We start from the raw sequence: 21,019 nt of genomic DNA on the forward strand, positions 1-21,019 counted from the left end.
AAATATCTTATTTCTATGATGCATACGACTTTGCATCTAATGGATGAAAAATAACAGACAATATTTTTAAATTAGTAATGTATTTTAAAAGTAAAATTTCAAATGCTATTAAGGATATGCTAGAATTTTCATTACCTTCTTTGGAATCATTAGGGATTGATGGCTTATCAATAATACTTGCATTAGGTGATAGAACACAAATACAAAGAGAAAATGATATTATAAATAATTATACAAGTGATTTAAAGAAGACATTAGATTCGCTATATAATGAATTAAATAACATAAAAAAAGTAGAATGAGTTGTAATAAAAGAGACACCTAAAAACGATTCATATAATCATGGCGGAAAAGGTGGAAGAAATTTAGTCTTCAAAAACCTTGAAACTGGTCAAATCCTTACAATTAATGAAATGTTACAACAAACAGACTTGCAACTATATAAATGGGGACTAAAAAAAGTATATAACCCTGCTCGAAAAGTAACATATATAAGAAAATTACCAAATAAAACAAAGTTAGATAATTTAGGTTAATATGTTTTTATTATTTCTTTCTCTCCTAATACTTCCTGCAATATTACCACTTAGTATGGTATTAATTCTTATTATTTATAAATATTGTTTTCAAATTTTCTTTTATATCCTTAATGATACATACAAAAGACATCAAATGTTACACACAAATAAATACCATATTCATTTTGTGCATGGTTGATATTTAATGAATAAGAAAATAAATAAGTTAGTGATACTTCATATCATTTTGTTTATATTTACATTTTTACTTCACTTAGGAGCAATCATTGCAACTTTTTTGTTAGTTCCTTATTTGCAAGAAGATTTCATAAATTTATTTTATTCACTTATTCCACCAACACTTTTAATAACTATTGCAACTGTTTCAATTTTTTATATTATATTTGTTAGAAATATGTATATATCTATAAAATCAAAGTCATATTTTAATACAATAATGAAATCAACAAATATAACTTATGACAATATGTTAAATGATGAATTTAAAAATAACGGATTATTACCCCTTAATTACATTGTTATATATGATATTATAGCAACGTGAAATATAATTAATATTAAAAAGCTTAAAAAGATTTTTAAAGAAGATACATATTACATTCTAGCTTTTTATATTTATGATATGGATAAATCAGTAAAAAGTGAGTACATAGATAACTATCAAGGTTTTTTCTACAACTATGTAAATTATTTTAATAAGGATGATGTCTAATGTTTGTATGAGCAATTATTAATATTTTTCTTGCATTAGCCACCATTTATATTTCATTATATACTTATTTTGTTCTTAGATTCTTTACTATAAACTTTAAATTTATAATCAAGAAAACTAACATTTTAATAAAGATTAAGCATACAAAAACACATTACACATTCAAATATGGTGCATTAGCTTTTTTGAAATGACAAAGAATCACACATCTTTTCTTTGTTTTTTTAAGTTTTTTCTTAATTATTTTGATTACTATAAATGCGCTTCTTGTAATTAAATTTAACAGTAGTAAGCTATCAGTAAGTGCAGAAGTACTTTTATATATTAATATAACCTATATACCTCACTTTTTACTTTGTTTTATTTGTAGCATTCTATTTATTAAACTTAGAATCAATCGCACAAATATTATTTATAAACTTATTGATAAATTTGAATTCACCTTTGATGATTATTTTCTTCCTAAAAAAACACCAAAGTTAAACAAAAGAAACGAAACTTTTTTTGATTTTTATCATTTAAAAGGTAGAATGGTTGTTTTAAACATATATCCATTAAGAATATTTATAAAATCAAAATTAGATGTTATAAATATTCATTATTTTATGATTTGAGGTTATCATTTTGATGAAGTCAATAAAGGAAACTATATTTGAGAAGGGTTATATGCACAATTTTGAAATTATAAGAAGACATCTATTATTTGACAATAATTCTTTCAGAAACTTTTAAATATATACATAGATTGATAGGTTGTCTTAAATATTTTCATAAAATTTATATAAGGAGTTAAAATGAAGAAAATATTATTAAATTTAGGTGATCCGATTGCTAGTTTAAGCAGTATTACAAATATGCCAGTATACGAATATAAAATAAATCATAATCCTGAAAATATGAATCAATCAAATACAGGAATTAATACATTTATTGATTATGAATATTTAATGAAAACAATTGATGAAAAGTTGTTTACAAACAAATTAAATGGTGACAATTTCTTTCGTTTCTTAAATTCTGAAAAAAAGAACAAAAGTTTAAAAAATTTAATTTCTTTTCAAGATTTTAAGAAAATGTTTGACTATTATATTGTAAATCTGAAAAAGAGTGGAAAAATTGCTCCATACCAAGAAAAAGAAATCATAGATTATAATATTCATCAAATATATTCAAAATTTATAGAAGAATTCGAAATTTCTGTTAATTCTATTGTTAATGATATTACAAAGAAAATAAAAAAAGTTAAAGTAAAATCTAACATAAAAAGAGTTCTAATAAATAATGATTTGAGATATACAATAAATATAGACCAAAATGAAGTTAATTCAAAAAAACTAAACATTAAATTTCATGAATTAGAAGCCGAAGCAGAAAATATTAAGGAAGTTTATTCTATAATAGAAAATAACATTAATTCAATACAATCTAAAATAAAAAATGCAACAATAGCATCAATAGCAACGACAGCTGCTTCTGTGTTATCATCAGTATTATCTTTTTTCTTTCCGTTTATTTTTGCTTTTGTTAGTGTAGGCACTTCTGTGGTATCTCTAGGAATAACATTTTATATAGACTCACTTAAAAATCAAAAAGAAGCTTTATTATCAAAAAAAGAATTTATAAATAAATTGCTTAACATAAAATCTAACACAACCTCACTTGATGACTGATACACAGCTTTTAATTATATATGGGGTGTCACTAACGGTATAACTGGTAATGTATTTAGAATTGCAATGAATTATAAAAAATTAAAATCTGTTGGTAGTTTTGCATCAAAACTTGTTAAAGCAATACCATCCATTACTTTTACAGGAATTGATCTTGCTTCATTAGGTGTTAGTATAGATGAATTAAACAAACTTAATAAAGAAACAGAAGAAATTCAAAAGTTTTTGTTAAATCTTACAAGTAAATTAAATGAAATCAACAAATACTTAGATGATATTAGAAAAATTGAATGAGTTGTAATGAAAGAAACTGTTCAAACAGATTCTTATGAAAATGGTGGAACAGGGGGTAGAAATCTATTATTTAAGAATTTAAAAACAGGTGAATTTAAAACTATTGATCAGATGCTTAGTGTTTCAGAATGACAACTGTATGAATGAGGACTTCAAAAAGTATATAATCCTGCTAAAAACATATGGTATATAAGAAAATTACCAAATAAGACTAAACTAGATAATCTAGGATAAATATGTGATTTTTAGCAATTTTACTTATTTCTGTTTTTATGTATTTCCTTATAAATCCAATTATTTTTTCTGTTGTATATTACTTTAGATTAAATATTTTTTATTATATTTTAATAGATACATATAAAAGAGACATTGAATCCAATAAAAATTATCATATTCACTTTATAAACGGGTGAAATATTATAAAAATTCAAACAAAGCAATACAACTTTATTTCTTTTATTGTATTATTTGTAATAATCTTCTTATTCATATCTGAAATTTCTTTTTTATTATCAATGAATTATATGACTTTTTTATCAGGTTATGATAATCAAATAGTTTATTATATTCTTCCTGCTGTTATAATGAGTTTTATAGCATATACACCATATTTTCTAACTGTATATAAACATATTAAATTTTCAATGAAAGCAATAAAACATTTTGATTCAAAATTGAAGAATATAACAATAAACTATGAAAAATGATTACCAAATGAGTTTAAAAACAACGGATTATTACCGATAAATTATATGCATATTTATTCATTTTTAATGATATATAACAAAATAGATATCAAAACAATAAGAAAGGTTTTTAAGGAAAATACATATTATATTCTTGCTTTTTTTATCTACAATATGCATCTGTCAAAACAAACAGAACATCAAAGTTATTATATAGGTATGTATTATAACTATATTAATTATTTCAATAAATAAGGTATAAAATATGATTTTTGTATTTTTTGCAATTAACTCTGTTGTAGATATACTGTTAGTAATTTTTAATATTTATATCATTTTTTATTTTATCTTTTTAAAAAGATTATCTACTTTTTCAATTTATAAGATGCATAAATTAATTAAAATTAATCAAACCATAACTAATGTCATCTTTAAAAAAGGTGCTAATTCTTTTATTAAGTTAATGAAAAAGTTTTATTTTATTTTATTGTTGAATATAATCTTTTGTCTACTTGCTATTATTTTAAATTTTATTTTTTATAATATTATTTATGATAAAAACAGAATAATTTCTAATGCAGTTAATTTTAGTGAAAATTATTCAAATTATAAATTCTCTATTAATTATCTTAGATATGCTTACATTCCAGGGGCAGTTGATATTATAATTCCTTTATTATTACTTATTTTTTACACTTTATTATTTAAAAAACAAACAAACCAAATAAAAAATTTGATAAATAGCTTTACTTTTTCCTATTGTAATTATTTTATACCAAAGCCTTTTTTTGAGAATTTAATACAAGTAAAGAAATTTTATTTCGATTATCATAGTATAAATAAAAAAGTTAATTTAGATATACATAATCATAAAGAACAAATACATAATGAAAAAGAAAGATTATATATTTTTTATTTTATCATCTGAGGATATCATTTTGATCAAATAAATAAAGGAAATATTATTTATGATGACTTATATTCTAATTTCATAACAACCTATCAAAAGGTATTTAATGAAGATATAATTTACCAAACATCAGAAAATAAAAATTTAGCAATTTAATTATTTATTTGCTAAATTTTTATTTTTGTGCTAGAATATTATTATGATTAAAGAGGAAATAAACAAAGGTCATGAGTTAATTCTAAAGTACACTGTGCTTTTATATATTGAATCAGGTGAGGCAGTAAGTAGTGCAAAACTTATTAAAAGATTTAATGAAATAACTTTTTCACCTGCTAAAATTCGGTATTTAATGAATGATCTAGAAAACAAAGAATTTTTGATAAAACCGCATTTATCTAGTGGTCGCATCCCAACATCAAAAGGACTGAGCTATTATGCAAACTTTTTATCAGAAACATATGAAGAAAAGTTGTTAAGAAAACTTGAAAAGATTTTAGACAAAAAAAGAAATGATATAGACACAACTATTGAGCAAGCAGCAAAAATTATTTCAGAAATTACTAATTTAACATTAGTTACAACTGATTTATCACAAAAGCATCTGCTCAAAAGCATCGAAATGGTTCCTTTAGATCAACATCGAGCCACGATTGTAATGGTAATTTCAAATGGAGAAGTTTTTTCAAAAATAATTACTTTTGATAAAGATGTAAGCATTAATGACTTACGAATTGCGATAAAGATATTTAAAGATCGCCTTATTGATATCCCATTAGATAAGTTAGCAGACCATGTTTTATCACTTGCTGAACCACTTGCATCACAAATTAAGAATTATCAAAAGGTAATCGATTCATTTATTACTCAGGTTTTTACAGAAAAAATTAATCACATTACTCAAAATAAAGTTTTTGGTAAATCGAATATTATCTTAAGAGATGATATAAATAGAGAGACATTAAATAAGATGTTAGAATTAATCGAAAACTATTCTGTTTGAGATCGCATCGAAGAAAGTGTTGAAAATGATCAAAAACTTAAAATATCAATTAACGATGAACGAACATATATGTCTAAGCGAATCGAAAACAATAGCAATGTCACTGAGGTTTCAGTAATTGGTGCTCAAGCATCTGATTACGATGCAATGCGAACAGCATTAAATGTTTTAGAAATTTTACTAAAGAAAAGAGGTTAATATGTTTAATAAAAAATATAAACATGGAGATAAAATAACAGGTGATTTTCGTCTTTATTTAGATGGTCACCATCAAAAAGAATATGATAAAAATACTACAATTACCTTAGGAAATAATGAATATTTACCAGATTTAGATAAATATATCATTGGTCGTAAATATAAGAAAGTTTTAGAGGTTGAATTTACTTATTCTAAAAAGTTCGATGATCCAAAATTTGCCGGAAAAACAGTTAGGTTAGTAATAACACATATAAATTCAAACCATATTGTTTCAGATGATAGCATAGTTGAAGAAGGTGGGGTCAAAGAAGAACTTGCAAAACTAAGAGCAGAAGTTTTCCTTTTAAGACAACAAATTGCTCAAAAAGATTTAGATATACTTAAATTACAAACAGAGTTTAAAGAAAAAGCATCGCAGTTATCAAAAAAGGCAGATCAGATGTTACAACAAGAAATTGAAAACCAAAAGCAAAAACTCGAAAACGAGCGAAATGATATTAAAAATTATGCTTTGCAATCTTTCTTTGAAGATTTTGTTATTCCTTATAACAACCTTGTAATGGCAGTTAACTTTGGAAGTAATTCAACATCTGAAGAAACTCGTAATTACACAATAGGATTTAATATTGTTTTAAAACAATTTGAAGATGTTTTTTCAAGTAATGGTGTTGAAATAATTAATCCACAACTTGAAACTGAATTTGATCCAAGTTCACAAGCAGTAGTTGATTTTATCGACTCCGATATTGATAATATAGTAAAAAAAGTTACAGCATATGGTTTAAAATTAAACTCACGTTTAATTAAACCTGCATCAGTTATACTGACAAAAAAAATTAGCAATTAAATTCTTTGTTTGCTAAATTATGTTATAATTAATCTATATAACAAACAAAAACAAAAAAACTATTAAGGAGAAAATCATGGCAAAAGAAATTATTTTAGGAATAGATTTAGGAACTACAAATTCAGTAGTTACAATTATGGATGGAAAAAAATCAGTAGTTTTAGAAAACCCTAACGGCAAAAGAACTACTCCATCTGTAGTATCGTTTAAAAACGGAGAGCAAATTGTAGGGGATAATGCTAAACGTCAAGTTGAAACTAACCCAAATACAGTTATCTCTATTAAAAGACTTATGGGAACTGATAAAACAGTTCATGTAAATGGAAGAGACTATAAACCAGAAGAAATTTCAGCAATGATTCTTTCATATATGAAAGAATATGCTGAAGCAAAATTAGGAACAAAAGTTAAAAAAGCAGTTATTACTGTTCCTGCATACTTTGACAATGCACAACGTGAAGCAACTAAAATTGCTGGTAAAATAGCAGGATTAGATGTATTAAGAATTATTAATGAACCTACAGCGGCTGCATTAGCATTCGGTCTTGATAAAGATCATAAAGGAATGAAAGTATTAGTATATGATCTTGGTGGAGGAACATTTGATGTTTCAGTTCTCGAAGTAGAAGATGGAACATTTGATGTATTATCTACCTCAGGTGATAACCACCTAGGTGGAGATGATTGAGATCATGAAATTGTAAACTGATTAACTAAGAAAATTAAAGATGTTTATAAATTTGAAGTTGGAACTGATAAAACTCGTTTAAATCGTCTTAAGGAAGCTGCTGAAAAAGCAAAAATTGATCTTTCTGAGCAAGGACAAGTTACTATTGCAATTCCTTTCTTTGGAATGACAGAAAATGGACCTGTTAATGTTGAATTAAACCTAAAGCGTAGCGAATTCGAAGAAATGACATCACATTTATTAGATCGCACTAGAAAACCAATTGAAGATGCTTTAAAAGAAGCTGGAATTACTGCTAAGGATTTGCATGAAGTATTATTAGTTGGTGGATCAACTCGTATGCCTGCAGTGCAAGATATGGTAAAACGTACCTTAAATAAAGAACCTAACCGTTCAATTAACCCTGATGAAGTCGTTTCAATTGGTGCCGCTATTCAAGGGGCTGTATTAGCAGGTGATATTGATGATATCTTATTATTAGATGTTACACCATTAACCTTAGGAATTGAAACTATGGGAGGTATTGCAACTCCATTAATCAACAGAAATACCACAATTCCTGTAACTAAATCACAAGTATTCTCAACAGCAGCTGATAATCAAACCGAAGTAACAATCCGTGTTGTGCAAGGTGAAAGACAAATGGCATCAGATAATAAGACTTTAGGTCAATTCAATCTTAGTGGAATCGAACCTGCACCTCGTGGAGTACCACAAATTGAAGTAAGTTTTACAATTGATGTTAATGGTATTACAACTGTTACTGCTAAAGATTTAAAAACAAATAAAGATGCAAAAATTACAATCACAAATTCAACAAAACTTTCTGAAGAAGAAATTCAAAGAATGGTTAAAGAAGCAGAAGCAAACAAAGAAGCAGATGCAAAGCGCAAAGAAGAAGTTGAAACCATTGTTCGTGCTGAATCATTAATCGACCAAATTAAAAAGGCAACTGCCGAACAAGGTGATAAAATGGATGAAAAAGCAAAAGCAGAGAGTGAAAAACTTATTAACGAATTACAAGAATTAATTGATAAAAAAGATATTCCTGCATTAAAAACAAAATTAGAATCAGTAGAAAATGTAATGCGTGATTTTGCAAACTATGCAGCACAACAAAATGCTACAAAATCTGAAACAAAAAATTCCGACGAAGACACAGCAACAGTTGTAGAAGACTAAAAATAACCCTATTATGGGTTTTTTTTACTTTTAAGTCTAGATAATAGACTTAAAAGTAATTTTATATTACTATATAGTAATTTTTATATAGAAAAACAAATTTTATTATATAATATAACTTATGTAGAAAGGTAAGTATGAGTAAAATTACCAATTATAATGGTTTTGAACATTCTTTTAATGAGCAAAAAGCTTATGAATATATAGATGTTCTAAAAACTTTTTTAAATGATATGTTACAAAAAGCAAATGCAAAAGGATTTGTTGTCGGAATTAGCGGAGGAATTGACTCATCGTTAACTTATGCTTTAGCAAAATCTGTGACAGATAATACGATTGGGGTTGTAATACCGGTGCAATCAATGCTACAAGCCGATTTAGCAGATATACAAGCACTTGAACAAAGGTTTAACACAAAGTTTAAAACTATTAAATTAGGTGCTGCATTTAAGGCAATAAGCAAGGAATTAAACCTAGCAAACCCACTTTCAATCGCTAATATTAAGCCACGTTTAAGAATGACAACTTTATATGCAATAGCACAAGAAAATAATTATTTAGTTTTAGGAACTGATAATGCTGATGAAGTATATATAGGTTACTTTACTAAATACGGTGATGGTGGAGCAGATTTATTACCTATTTGTCAACTAACAAAGGGTGAAGTTGCTTATCTAGCTCTACTTTTAGGTGTACCGGATAGTATTATAAATAAAAAGCCATCAGCTGGTTTATGAGATGGACAAACAGATGAAGGTGAACTCGGTTTTTCATATCGTCAATTAGATTTTTATATAAATCACCTTGATAAACCACAAATTATTAAACAACACTTAACAAAAGATATAATCAACAAAATAGAATATAGACATAAAAATACAGAACATAAAAGACAACCTGTTTTTAAACCAAAACCAGTAGAATAGGAGACATTATGGCAGGACATTCACACTCAGCTAATATTGCGCACCGCAAGGGTGCCCAAGATGCAGCAAGGGGAAAAATTTTCCAAAAACTTTCAAAAGAAATTTTTGTTGCAGCTCAATTAGGACCAGATCCAGATAAAAATCCTACTTTAAAACTTGCTATTTCAAAAGCAAAAGCAAAAAATATGCCAAAAGACAATATCGAAAGAGCAATCGCTAAGGCAGCAGGGAACAAAGATGGTTCATCATATACAGAATTAATTTTTAATGCTACTATTAGTGGTGGTGCTACCTTTATTGTTGTAACTTTATCTGATAATATAAATCGTGTTAAATCGAATATCCAAGCATATTTTAATAAGCAAAATGCAACCTTAGGAAAAACTGGACAGATACCTTTTTCATTTGATAAAAAAGGTATTATCGAATTTAGCAAACAGAATATTTCAGAAGATGATTTAATGCTTATCGCATTAGAAAATGGTGCAGATGATGTACAAAGTAATAATGAAACATTTGTCATCTTAGTGCAACCTGAAAACTTTAGTGAGCTTAAATCTGCACTTGAAACAGAGTTTAAAATCGATAACTTTATCCAATGTGAAGTTACATATATTCCAAATATGTATGTAAATTATGATGCAGAAAAACAAGCAAAATTATTGGATTTTGTTGAAAAATTAAAAGATGACGATGATGTACAAGATGTATTTCATAATGTAGAAATTAACTAATGCAGTGATTAAATAATCTTTATTTAGGTATTAACAACGGGATAAATAACCCTTATTTATCGAAATTTTTATTAAGTTTAATCTTTTTAATTGTTCTTTTAATGGTTCCTATTATCTTATCATTTGTGCTACCGATATTTAAAAAACAAATTCAAAAAACTAAAGTATACTTATATGCTTTTTCAACTGGTTTTTTTATAATACTTGCTTCCTTTGGTTTCTTGCGTGAATCATTAGAAGTTGCTTCGCATCATTCTGAAATATTTGGCGAAGGTACATCAGTATATTATTTATCTAATATTGGTATGGTAGGTGGAGGAATTTTAGTCGGATTAACATTTGCTTTTGTTTTAAAATTTGTTATTTCTTCAAAATTAAACAAACAACTGATGAAGTCAAAAAAACTTAGTGTTTTTGTCCACGAACATAAACATAGCAACAGCGAACATGACCACACCCACAGTCATGAAGAATTTTTAAGCAACCGAGAAGATAAATTACAACTTGTAGAAAATACTCTACTAGCAAAAACTGAAGGAAAGTTAAAACTTATCGCTCTGCTATTATTACTTACACATCGCATCCCGGAAGGATTATTAATTGGTTATAACCTTTCACAAGTAGCAGCCGATGCATCAAAAGCAAGCGATATTACTGTAGCATACTTTATTTCCTTAATCTTACATCTTATACCCGAAGAAACCATCTTCTACCTTAGATTACGGGATGCAGGATTTTCTCCTTGAAAAGCATTATTCACATCCTTTGCTGGTTTAGGTTTATTTTTACCCTTTATCCTAATTGGTATTTATGGTGGTGATTTTGTAAGTGATCCTCTTAAAAGTCTAATTTATTCGGGTATAGGTGGTATCTTTATTTTTACATCATTAGTTGAATTCTTTCCTGAATTCTATCATGAAATATTTAATAAGAAGAAATGATTTATTACATTATTAATGTTATTTTTAGGAGTTGTTTTTTCAGTTATTATTCTTTCAATCCATTCACACGGACATTAAAAATACGGAAATTTTCCGTTTTTTTTAATGTCTATAAATATTTTTTATCAAATATCCCTATATATGGTAGATTTCTTAGTTTTTCTTTATAATCTAAACCAAAACCAACCAAGAATTCATCCGGAACTTTTATTGCTGAAAAATCTGCTTGCAAATCATTCTTTCGATGAAATGGTTTATCTAACAAAGTCAAAATTCTTAGTGATTTTGGTTTACGTGATAATAAAAGGTTTTGAATTTTTTCTAAAGTAATTCCACTGTCAATGATATCTTCAACAATTAAAACATCTTTATCAAAAATATCTTCTGCTAAGTCCATAATTATTTTTACACTACCTTTGGATTGGCTGCCTCCTGCATAACTACTTGCTGTAATAAAATCAAGCGAATGGTCAACTTCAACATCTTTAATCAATTGTGCTAAAAACGGTATAGAACCCTTTAATAAGCCAACAATAACTAAGTTATCACTTGTTTGGTAAGTTTGATTAATTCATTCTGCACACTTTTTAATTTCTGCTTCCAAAAATTCTTGTGTATATAATATTTCTTTAATGTGTGGGTGTTTGTTCATTTTGTTCTCCTTGTGTTGTATTAAAAAAAGCCGTAGTAAAATACAGCTTAATTTTATAAATGTTCTACATTTATGATTTTTATTGAATATTTATTTGGAGCTTCAATTTCAATAATATCTCCTGGTTTTCTACCAATCATAGCAACTGCTAAAGGACTTGACATTGATACCTTATCTTCAAACGGGTTGGTATCGTGTGATCCGGTAATAGTAACTGATTTTTCCACATTCTTTTCCAGCACCAAAAAGGTTACCAACGAGTTTATTCCAACTGTGTTATCAGATTTATCATGTTTTGATTCGATAATTTGTGCATTATCAAGAATATTTTCAAGTTCGCTTATACGTCCTTCAACAATTCCTTGACGTTCTCTTGCTGCATCATATTCAGCATTTTCAGATAAATCACCTTGAGCACGTGCTTCTTTAAGTGCTTCCTGCACTGCCTTACGTTCAATATTGACTAAATTTTCATATTCTGCTTTATACTCGTCATATTTTTCTTGTGAAAGGTAAATAATGTTTTTATTGTCCATTTGATACTCCTAAATTATCTGTTATTATATCGTTTTTTACAATAAACAAGAATCGATTTGTAATATATGATACTTCATGTTTAATATTTTTATCTTTAAGCTTTTTATCTAACTCTAAAATTTCTGAATTTTTATATTTCTTTAGGTTTATTGCAAGCATACCTTTTGCATTGAGATTTGGATAATGATTTTCATACAAAGTATTAAGGTTCTTATCACTGTTAAAAACTGCCACAAAATCAATATTTTCATTATTATAAGGTAATACTGGTTGCATAAATTGATCCGGAAGTTTTCTACGAACTTCATTATATTTTATAAAATCAAATTCATCTAAGTCGTAATAACCTGCTAATTTGACTTTTTCAACCATGCAAGCAAAAGGGAATAAATCATTTTTCGATATTACTAACAATGAAGTATATTTATTTATATAAAATGTATTAATTAACCCTTCGATATCTAAATCATCTGCTTTAGATTTAAATTCATCTTTGAGAATATACGGTAGCGTACCTATATCATTCCGTAAGGTTTGTATCTGAATTTGTGTTTGTTTTTGTGATTTTTGTACATATTTTTTTCTAATATATCTTGCATAAATTTGTAATCCGATATATATACCGATACCAACCACAAAAACTACAACAGCAGATACTCATAAGCCAGTTATTGTTGCTTGTGATAATTCCATTTAATTTCCTTTCTATGCTTATAATAATCTAAATACTCTTGCAAAATTAAAACTGCTGCTATTTTATCTTTATATAATTTTCTTTTTGCTCTTGTATATCCTGCTGAAATTAAAGTTTCATGAGCTTTTTTAGTTGTGTATTGCTCGTTTACAAATAAATAAGGAATATTAAAATTTTCATCTAATAATTTTGCAAATTGTTCTACCATTAAGGTTCTTTCGCTTTTTTGGCCACTAATTTTAAGTGGGTAACCTAAAATCAAGCCATCAATTTGGTATTGATTTATATACATTTTTATTTTATTTATAACTGCTTGAAAATCATTTTCATCCATTTCAAAATTTTCTAAACCAATTGCTATAATTTCATTTTCATCAGTTATTGCAAAACCACAGGATTTTGTTCCTAAATCTAAACTGAGTTTTCTCATTTAATACTATATAGCAGTTGCAAAATGTTTTTGTTATCAGAAATTTTTCCCATAGCTAAGATGTTGTTTCCACCACCTCTACCATTTAATTGCTGCATAAGTCGCTGTGCAATAAGGTTTGAATTATATTTTTTTGACGCAACAACTAACATTGGATCTATATCAGGAGAAGTTAAAACAACTAAAGCATCTGGATATTTTTCTCTCAATGTTGAGGCAACTATTTTTATTTGTGATTTATCAACTGATGTATTCAAATAAACTTTATGATTGTTAATTTCAACAAACTCCGCTGCATCATAGTCAAAAACAAATGATTCAGTCTGTTTTTTACTTTCTTTTATATAATCATTACGAACTTGCTGTATCTGATTATTTAAATATTCAATTGCTTGTTGTAAATTATTTGGTATATCAATATCTTTTTTATAATTTGGATTGATTTTTTCAACTTTTTCAATACTTTTATTTAATTCTATAATTAACATATCTTTTTGTTCATTTAAATATTCATTTACTGTTTCAAATGATGAAATAGCGCGAATCCGGTATACACCAGCCGCTTTCTTTTCAACATTAGTAATTTTAAAATCTTCTAAATTAGCAGTATGTGATAAGTGAGTTCCACCACATAAATCGGCTGTAATACCTTCAAATTTTACTATACGGACTGCTTTAGGGTCCATATATTCAGCTTCTTCTAAAGTCATTATTGCACCGATTTCTTTGGCTTGTTCAGTTGACATTATTAAATAATCACGTTTTGCATCTTGTTTAATATATAAATGAATTAAGTCTTCGATTTCTTTAATTTGAGCTTCTGTAGGTTTTTTATCTGCTGGTAAATCAAATGTTAAGCGCTCTTCATTGTTATCGCTACCAAGTTGTTTAATTTGTGGCCCTAAAACTTTTCTTAGAGCACAAAATAACAAGTGAGTTCCGGAGTGGTTTCTCTCTAAACCACGACGAATTTTTTCATCAACATAGCATTCTATTTCATCGAAACGATTAATTTTACCTTCAACCTTATGAATATGGTTTCCGAACTTATCTTTAAAGACATCTATGATAATTATTTTATTATCATTTTGCAGCATATATCCTCGATCGTGTTTTTGCCCACCACCTGTAGCATAAAATGGAGTTTGCTTTAAAATAACATAACTTATTTTATCAGATGTATCAATTTCTTTTTCTGTATCTAGCAGATGTAAAATAGTGGTTTTAGATTTTGTATCAGTATATCCTATAAATTCATCTTCTTTATTTTTAATTAAGGTTAATGAGTTAATAACTTTATCCATTCCTGAAAGTTTTTTACCACGGCTTATTTGACTATGTTTTTCTTTTGCTTGATGATACGAATCCATTTCAATACTTATTCCATCTTGTGCAAGTATTTCAGTTGTTAATTCGATTGGAAATCCATATGTTTCAAATAACTTAAATGCTATTTCACCTGAAAAAATTTTTTGATTTGGCTTTATCTCAGATTTTAATAATAATCTTCCGTTCTCGACTGTTTTTAAGAAATTCTCTTCTTCTTCATAGATAATTTGTGCTACTTTTTTGGCATCATATTCATATGGTAAAGTGCTTTTTATAACATCAACTAATTTATATAAAAAAGGTTTATAAATACCTAATTGCATTGCTATATATGCGCTACGACGCACTAAACGACGTAAAATATAACCACGACCTACATTTGATATCTTAGCACCATCGGCAACAGCATTAACAACTGCACGCATATGATCAGCAATTATTTTAAAATAACTATTTATTTTATTTTGCTCAGGTTCTTTGATAAAATAGTTATTTATATCATATCTAAAGTTAGTATATTTTTCTATTTCATAAATTATTGGCAAAAACAAGTCAGTATCATAGTTTGTAGGGGCATCTTGTAAAATTGAAACAATTCTTTCAAAACCTGCACCTGTATCGATATTTTTTTGCTTAAGTTCTGTATAGTTTCCTTCACCATCTGAATTATAAGTAGAAAACACAATATTTCATATTTCTATATAGCGGTCATTTTCAATATCTTGTTTTAAAAGTTCGATGCCACGACTATCATATTTTTGTCCACGATCATAAAATATTTCAGTATTAGGTCCACAAGGTCCAGATCCTACTTCTCAGAAATTTGTATCTTTTGTCCCTGCTATCAAGTGTTTTTCCGAAATTCCATGACTTAATCACAGATTCTTGGTTTCTAAATCTTCATAATAATATGTAAAATATAACTTTTCTTTTGGTAGTTTTAAATCATTTAATAAAAACTCTATCGCAAATTCAATAGCTTCTTTTTTAAAATAATCCCCTATCGAAAAATTTCCAAGCATTTCAAAAAAAGTATGGTGTCGAGCTGTTACCCCGACATTTTCTATGTCATTAGTTCGAATCGATTTTTGTGAGTTAGTTAAACGTCGAGATTGTGGAATTTTTTTACCTGAAAAATAATCTTTTAAGGTTGCTACACCCGAATTAATTCAAAGTAATGATGGATCATTTTGTGGAATCAAACTTTTTGATTCAACAATATAGTGGTTTTTAGATGCAAAAAAATCTAACCATCTTTGTCTTATTTCTTTTGATTTCATTATGCTCCTTATAAATAATCTAACCTTTTATCTTTATAAAATATTTCATCAATTGTTGCACCCCCGATGCACTTGTCTCCATCATAAATTACAACATATTGCCCCGGAGTAACTGCAGAAGATGTTTGAGAATAATGTACTTTTATATGTGTATCACTTAATATTTCAAGTTTAATTGGTATATCTTCTTGACGATATCGAAATTTAGCAGTCAAATTATTTTTATCAAACTCTGTATGATTAAAGGTGTAGTTCGAAGCAATCAAAGCATCCGAAAGCAGTCACTGCATTTGAGTGCTTGGTGCTACATAAATAATGTTTTTTGTTACATCTCTTCCGCAAACATAATAAGGTTGCTCCATCCCACCTAAATTAAGTCCTTTGCGTTGTCCGATTGTATAATAAAAACTTCCTATATGTCTTCCTATTATTTTATTAGTTGTAATATCAACAATATCCCCATCACAAGCAGGAATATAATTTTGTAAAAACTCACCAAAATTACGTTCACCGATAAAGCATATTCCTGTCGAATCTTTTTTATCTGCGGTTGCTAAATCAAGTTTATGAGCAAGCTCACGAATCTGTGATTTGGTTAGTTCTGCAAGTGGCATTATAACATTGCTAAGTTGCTCACTGGTTAATTGTGCTAAAAAATATGTTTGATCTTTATTGGTATCTTTTGCACGATATAAATGCCCGTTTTCAACCTTTGCATAATGTCCCATTGCAATATAATCTGCTTTCAGTTCATTAAAAGCATATTTGGCAAACTTGTCAAATTTAATATATTTATTACATAAAATATCAGGATTCGGTGTACGCCCTTTTCGATATTCTGATATAAAGTTTTCAAAAACATTTTGTCAATACTCTTGCACAAAATCAACTCTATATAGTGGTATTTGTAATTTTAATGCAACTTTTTGAGCATCTAAATAATCTTTTTCTTGTGGACAAATATCACTATTCACATCTTTGTTTCCTAGATAATCGTTATTTACTACACTATCTCAATTGCGCATAAATAAACCTACCACTTCATAACCTTGTTGTTTTAATAAATATGCACAAACTGACGAATCAACACCACCACTCATTCCTAAAACAACTCTTGCCATAAACTCCTTTCATCAAATTATAAAACATTTATAAATATGTAAAAATACTAGACAATTTAGCCTAGTATGCTAATATGCTTTAGCAAAAATTACATAGCGATTAGTGATATTATTACAATCTTCAAAAATGCAGTGATTTCTATTCCCTGGTTTTTTAAACAACTTAATCGGTATACATCTAGTGGTAGCACCTGTTTCTTGTTTAATCCGTCTTTCTGCTTCATCTAAGCAACAAAAAGGAGCATAAACAAATTTTCCTGCTTCAATTTGTTGTTTTAATTCTTGATACGAATCTACATAAACCACATTTTCTTTCAATCGTTTTAATGCAGTTTGATATAAGTTATTATGGATATCGGTTAAAGTTTGTTTTACTGTTGCTTTTATATCAGTTATTTTAACTTGAAATTTTTGCAAAGTATCACGACGAACAAAAGTTACCTCATCGTTTTCTAAATCACGTGGTCCTATTTCAATTCTTAATGGAACACCTTGGATTTCGCTATTAGATGCTTTAAATCCAGGATTTCGATCAGAATTATCTAAATTTACACGAAATTTTTTAGATAACTCATTAAATATGAATTTACCTACAACAGATACTTTTTCAGATTTTTTATTAAATAACTCCAAGATATCAACTTGAATTGGTGCAACAAATGGAGGAATAATAATTCCACGATTATCTCCATGTGTCATAATAAGGGCACCTAACAAACGAGTAGAAACACCTCAGGATGTTTGATAAACATAATCAAGTGTATTTTCTTTATTTTTGAATGTTATTTCATATGGTTTTGAAAAATTTTGTGCTAGATAATGGCTTGTTCCCGCTTGCAAAGCCTTTCCATCTTTCATCATCGCTTCTAGCGTATATGTCGAGCAAGCTCCTGCAAATTTTTCACTTGGTGTTTTCTTACCTACTATTGTAGGGATTGCAAGAAAATTTTTCAAAAATTTTGCATATGTATTTATCATTTCACGAGTAAATTTTCGGGCTTCTAAGGGATCAGAGTGGCAGGTATGTCCTTCTTGTCATAAAAACTCACGTGAACGTAAAAATGGGTTAGTGGTTTTTTCCCAACGCACAACATTGGCTCATTGATTATAAATTATTGGTAAATCATTATAGGAATTTATGCTCTTTTTGAATAAATCTGCAAATAAAACTTCAGATGTTGGACGAATAACAAGTGGTTCATCTAATTCACGATCCCCAACACATGTCACAGTTGCTAATTCAGGATTAAATCCTTCAACATGGTCCTTTTCTCTATCAAACAATGATTTAGGTATTAATAATGGTAAATAAACATTTTTAATTCCTTTAAATCTAAAAATTTTATTTAACTCTTTTTGAATAATTTCCCAAATACCATATGAATTTGGTTTGAAAATAATAGAACCTTTTGAAGGTCCGTATGCGATTAAATTCCCGTTTTTAACTACATCTGTATATCACTTAGCGAAATTTTCTTCTAATGGTGTAATTTTTTCTAATTCACGATTCATATTTTGCTATTATACCACTTTCTCTATGTTTAAATTGTGTGTTTAGTCATAAAAAAACACCCCTAAAGGTGATATGGCTGCCCCAGTTAGATTCGAACTAACGCATGTCGGAACCAAAACCCGATGCCTTACCGCTTGGCTATGGGGCAACATGGTGGGGGGAGAGGGATTCGAACCCCCGAATCGTAAGAAAGTGGGTTACAGCCACCCGCATTTGGCCGCTTTGCTATCCCCCCGAGTTGCTAAGATATTATAACAGTTAATAATTTTTTTCATAATTTATTTTCACTTTTTTATTATCAGATGTAAATTATTAACTGTAAAACCAATATTTTGATAATTTTCTAAATTTCTCACTATCAAAATATAATGTAAAACATTATTTTAGTTTTTTTATATTAAAAAGAAAAATTTAAGATAAAATTAATAAGAGCCGACATCGAGCAATATGCTTAATTGTCACAGCCTTCTTTTGAAGGTTTTTTTAAATTTAGCAAACTAAGGGGTAAAAATGTTAGAGATTCAAAATTTAAGTATGGTTTTTAGTGATAAAAAACTTTTTGAAAATGTTAATTTAAAATTTACTGAAGGAAATACATATGGGGTAATTGGAGCAAATGGTGCTGGTAAATCAACATTTTTAAAAATTATGTCAGGTGAACTAGAAGCTTCTGCAGGACAAATTATAAAAGAAAAAAATAAACGCATTTCTGTTTTATCTCAAGACCACAATGCATATAATAATTATAATGTAACCGATGTTGTAATAATGGGAAATACTGATTTATATGCAGTTTTAGAAGAAAAAAATGCCATTTATGCAAATCCCGATGCAACAATGGATGACTACACAAGAGCCGGTGAACTAGAAGATAAATATGGTGAATTAGGGGGTTGAACAGCCGAAAATGATGCACAAGAATTGTTATCAAATCTTTCAATTCCAAAAGAAAAATGACATGTACCGATGTCACAATTAACAGCTAATCAAAAAATTAAAGTGTTATTGGCAAAAGCATTGTTTGGAAATCCGGATATTTTGATAATGGATGAACCAACTAACCACCTTGATTTACGTTCGATTAAGTGATTAGAAAACTTTTTGACTGATTATCAAAATGTTGTTATCGTTGTTAGTCATGATAGTGATTTTCTTGATGCAATTTGCACTCATATTGTTGATATAGATTATAATGAAGCGAAGATTTATACAGGTAATTATTCATTTTGAAAGCAATCATCTGAATTAGCCCGTGAAATAATGAAACAAAGTAATATTAAAAAAGAAGTACAAATCGAAAAACTTAAAGAATTTATTGCTCGTTTTAGTGCAAATGCTTCAAAATCAAGACAAGCAACAAGTAGAAAAAAAGCACTGGAAAAAATTTCTTTAGATGAAATCAAACCTTCTAATCGCAAATACCCTTATGTTCGTTGAGAAATGAATCGTGATCACGGGAAGCAAATCTTATATGTTGAAAATCTGACTTATAAAAATGAAAATGGTGATGTTTTGTTTGAAAATGTATCATTCACTTTACGTCCTGGTGAAAAAATGGTTATTGTCGGTGATGATGATATTGCTAAAACCAGACTTTTAGAATGTATTATTGGTGAAAGAAAACCATCGAGCGGAACTATAGAATGAGGTCAAACTATAACACCAAGTTATTTCCCTAACGATAACAGTAAATATTTTGATACCAACGAAACCGTTTTAGAATGAATTTCAAAATGACCTTTATTAAATAAAGAAAAAGAGAATAAAGAAAATGACGATGCTCGTATGCGTGGTTTTTTAGGGCGCATGTTATTTAGTAATGATTCAGTATTTAAAAAAGTTTCCGTTACAAGTGGTGGAGAAAAAGCACGTTTAATGTTTTCAAGAATGATGCTTTTAGAATCAAACTTTATTGTTTTAGATCAACCACTTGATCACCTCGATGCAGAAAGCATTGATTCAGTAATAGAAGGAGTTAAAAGTTATAAAGGTGGTGCAATATTCACTACATATAATCGCGCTTTTGTAAATCAATGTGCCGATGTGATTTTAGAGCTTCAATCACCAACAAAAAGTTTTTTATTCCGTGGTAGCCTTGAAGAATACGAAGAAATTATGATGGGTAATTAAAAT

Annotated in this window: 20 protein-coding genes and 2 tRNA genes; 13 read left to right on the top strand and 9 right to left on the bottom strand. The window is 27.9% G+C overall.

Annotated features, from left to right (window positions below; translation table 4 throughout):
* Positions 1-77: 77 nt before the first annotated feature.
* The 12 genes from ACXYRN_RS00900 to ACXYRN_RS00955 all read left to right on the top strand — a co-directional run bounded on the left by ACXYRN_RS00900 (position 78) and on the right by ACXYRN_RS00955 (position 11,408).
* A complete protein-coding gene (locus ACXYRN_RS00900; RefSeq protein ID WP_458597567.1) occupies positions 78-536 on the top strand; it encodes a hypothetical protein in 459 nt (152 codons plus the stop codon).
* Between the two features lie 439 nt (positions 537-975).
* A complete protein-coding gene (locus tag ACXYRN_RS00905; RefSeq protein WP_458607325.1) occupies positions 976-1,251 on the top strand; it encodes a hypothetical protein in 276 nt (91 codons plus the stop codon).
* A complete protein-coding gene (locus ACXYRN_RS00910; protein WP_458607326.1) occupies positions 1,251-1,964 on the top strand; it encodes a hypothetical protein in 714 nt (237 codons plus the stop codon). Before ACXYRN_RS00905 ends, ACXYRN_RS00910 begins: the two co-directional genes overlap by 1 nt.
* Positions 1,965-2,045: 81 nt before the next feature.
* Positions 2,046-3,449 (top strand): hypothetical protein, encoded by a 1,404-nt coding sequence (locus ACXYRN_RS00915; protein WP_435128998.1) that lies wholly within the window; start codon positions 2,046-2,048, stop codon positions 3,447-3,449.
* Positions 3,450-3,739: 290 nt separating this feature from the next.
* Positions 3,740-4,156 carry a hypothetical protein gene (locus ACXYRN_RS00920; protein ID WP_458607327.1) on the top strand — a complete coding sequence of 139 codons (417 nt, stop codon included), beginning with the start codon at positions 3,740-3,742 and terminating at the stop codon, positions 4,154-4,156.
* A 10-nt stretch (positions 4,157-4,166) separates the two neighbouring features.
* Positions 4,167-4,967: a hypothetical protein gene (locus ACXYRN_RS00925; RefSeq protein WP_458607328.1), complete on the top strand. Its 801-nt coding sequence runs from the start codon at positions 4,167-4,169 to the stop codon at positions 4,965-4,967.
* A 43-nt stretch (positions 4,968-5,010) separates the two neighbouring features.
* On the top strand, positions 5,011-6,009 hold the full coding sequence (locus ACXYRN_RS00930) for a heat-inducible transcriptional repressor HrcA (RefSeq protein ID WP_458607329.1): 999 nt from the start codon (positions 5,011-5,013) through the stop codon (positions 6,007-6,009).
* A 1-nt stretch (position 6,010) separates the two neighbouring features.
* Positions 6,011-6,859: a nucleotide exchange factor GrpE gene (gene grpE, locus ACXYRN_RS00935; RefSeq protein WP_458607330.1), complete on the top strand. Its 849-nt coding sequence runs from the start codon at positions 6,011-6,013 to the stop codon at positions 6,857-6,859.
* A gap of 76 nt (positions 6,860-6,935) precedes the next feature.
* A complete protein-coding gene (gene dnaK / locus ACXYRN_RS00940) occupies positions 6,936-8,729 on the top strand; it encodes a molecular chaperone DnaK (protein WP_458607331.1) in 1,794 nt (597 codons plus the stop codon).
* A 137-nt stretch (positions 8,730-8,866) separates the two neighbouring features.
* A complete protein-coding gene (gene nadE, locus ACXYRN_RS00945; protein WP_458607332.1) occupies positions 8,867-9,655 on the top strand; it encodes an NAD(+) synthase in 789 nt (262 codons plus the stop codon).
* 8 nt (positions 9,656-9,663) lie between these two features.
* Positions 9,664-10,389: a YebC/PmpR family DNA-binding transcriptional regulator gene (locus ACXYRN_RS00950; RefSeq protein WP_458597574.1), complete on the top strand. Its 726-nt coding sequence runs from the start codon at positions 9,664-9,666 to the stop codon at positions 10,387-10,389.
* Positions 10,389-11,408: a ZIP family metal transporter gene (locus ACXYRN_RS00955; protein ID WP_458597575.1), complete on the top strand. Its 1,020-nt coding sequence runs from the start codon at positions 10,389-10,391 to the stop codon at positions 11,406-11,408. Before ACXYRN_RS00950 ends, ACXYRN_RS00955 begins: the two co-directional genes overlap by 1 nt.
* Before the next feature lie 31 nt (positions 11,409-11,439).
* Here ACXYRN_RS00955 and hpt read toward each other — a convergent pair whose 3' ends face one another.
* From hpt to ACXYRN_RS01000, 9 genes are all read right to left on the bottom strand, one after another.
* Positions 11,440-11,982, bottom strand: coding sequence for a hypoxanthine phosphoribosyltransferase (hpt, locus tag ACXYRN_RS00960; protein WP_458597576.1), 543 nt, complete (start codon positions 11,980-11,982; stop codon positions 11,440-11,442).
* A 53-nt stretch (positions 11,983-12,035) separates the two neighbouring features.
* Positions 12,036-12,518: a transcription elongation factor GreA gene (greA, locus tag ACXYRN_RS00965; RefSeq protein WP_458607333.1), complete on the bottom strand. Its 483-nt coding sequence runs from the start codon at positions 12,516-12,518 to the stop codon at positions 12,036-12,038.
* Positions 12,508-13,212 (bottom strand): BC85_0335 family putative methyltransferase, encoded by a 705-nt coding sequence (locus ACXYRN_RS00970; protein ID WP_458607334.1) that lies wholly within the window; start codon positions 13,210-13,212, stop codon positions 12,508-12,510. The genes greA and ACXYRN_RS00970 overlap by 11 nt, the downstream gene beginning before the upstream one ends.
* Positions 13,188-13,643, bottom strand: coding sequence for a Holliday junction resolvase RuvX (gene ruvX / locus ACXYRN_RS00975; RefSeq protein ID WP_458607335.1), 456 nt, complete (start codon positions 13,641-13,643; stop codon positions 13,188-13,190). Before ruvX ends, ACXYRN_RS00970 begins: the two co-directional genes overlap by 25 nt.
* A complete protein-coding gene (gene alaS, locus ACXYRN_RS00980; RefSeq protein WP_458607336.1) occupies positions 13,625-16,252 on the bottom strand; it encodes an alanine--tRNA ligase in 2,628 nt (875 codons plus the stop codon). Before alaS ends, ruvX begins: the two co-directional genes overlap by 19 nt.
* 8 nt (positions 16,253-16,260) lie before the next feature.
* Positions 16,261-17,373 (bottom strand): tRNA 2-thiouridine(34) synthase MnmA, encoded by a 1,113-nt coding sequence (gene mnmA, locus ACXYRN_RS00985; protein ID WP_458607337.1) that lies wholly within the window; start codon positions 17,371-17,373, stop codon positions 16,261-16,263.
* 69 nt (positions 17,374-17,442) lie between these two features.
* Positions 17,443-18,885 (bottom strand): proline--tRNA ligase, encoded by a 1,443-nt coding sequence (gene proS / locus ACXYRN_RS00990; RefSeq protein ID WP_458607338.1) that lies wholly within the window; start codon positions 18,883-18,885, stop codon positions 17,443-17,445.
* A 74-nt stretch (positions 18,886-18,959) separates the two neighbouring features.
* Positions 18,960-19,034: transfer RNA gene (locus ACXYRN_RS00995), tRNA-Gln, on the bottom strand.
* Between the two features lie 3 nt (positions 19,035-19,037).
* A tRNA-Tyr gene (locus tag ACXYRN_RS01000) sits at positions 19,038-19,121 on the bottom strand.
* Positions 19,122-19,396: 275 nt separating this feature from the next.
* Here ACXYRN_RS01000 and ACXYRN_RS01005 point away from each other — a divergent pair.
* Positions 19,397-21,016 (top strand): ABC-F family ATP-binding cassette domain-containing protein, encoded by a 1,620-nt coding sequence (locus ACXYRN_RS01005; protein WP_458597582.1) that lies wholly within the window; start codon positions 19,397-19,399, stop codon positions 21,014-21,016.
* The last annotated feature ends 3 nt before the right edge of the window (positions 21,017-21,019 follow it).

The organism is Mycoplasma sp. 4423 (assembly GCF_054353855.1).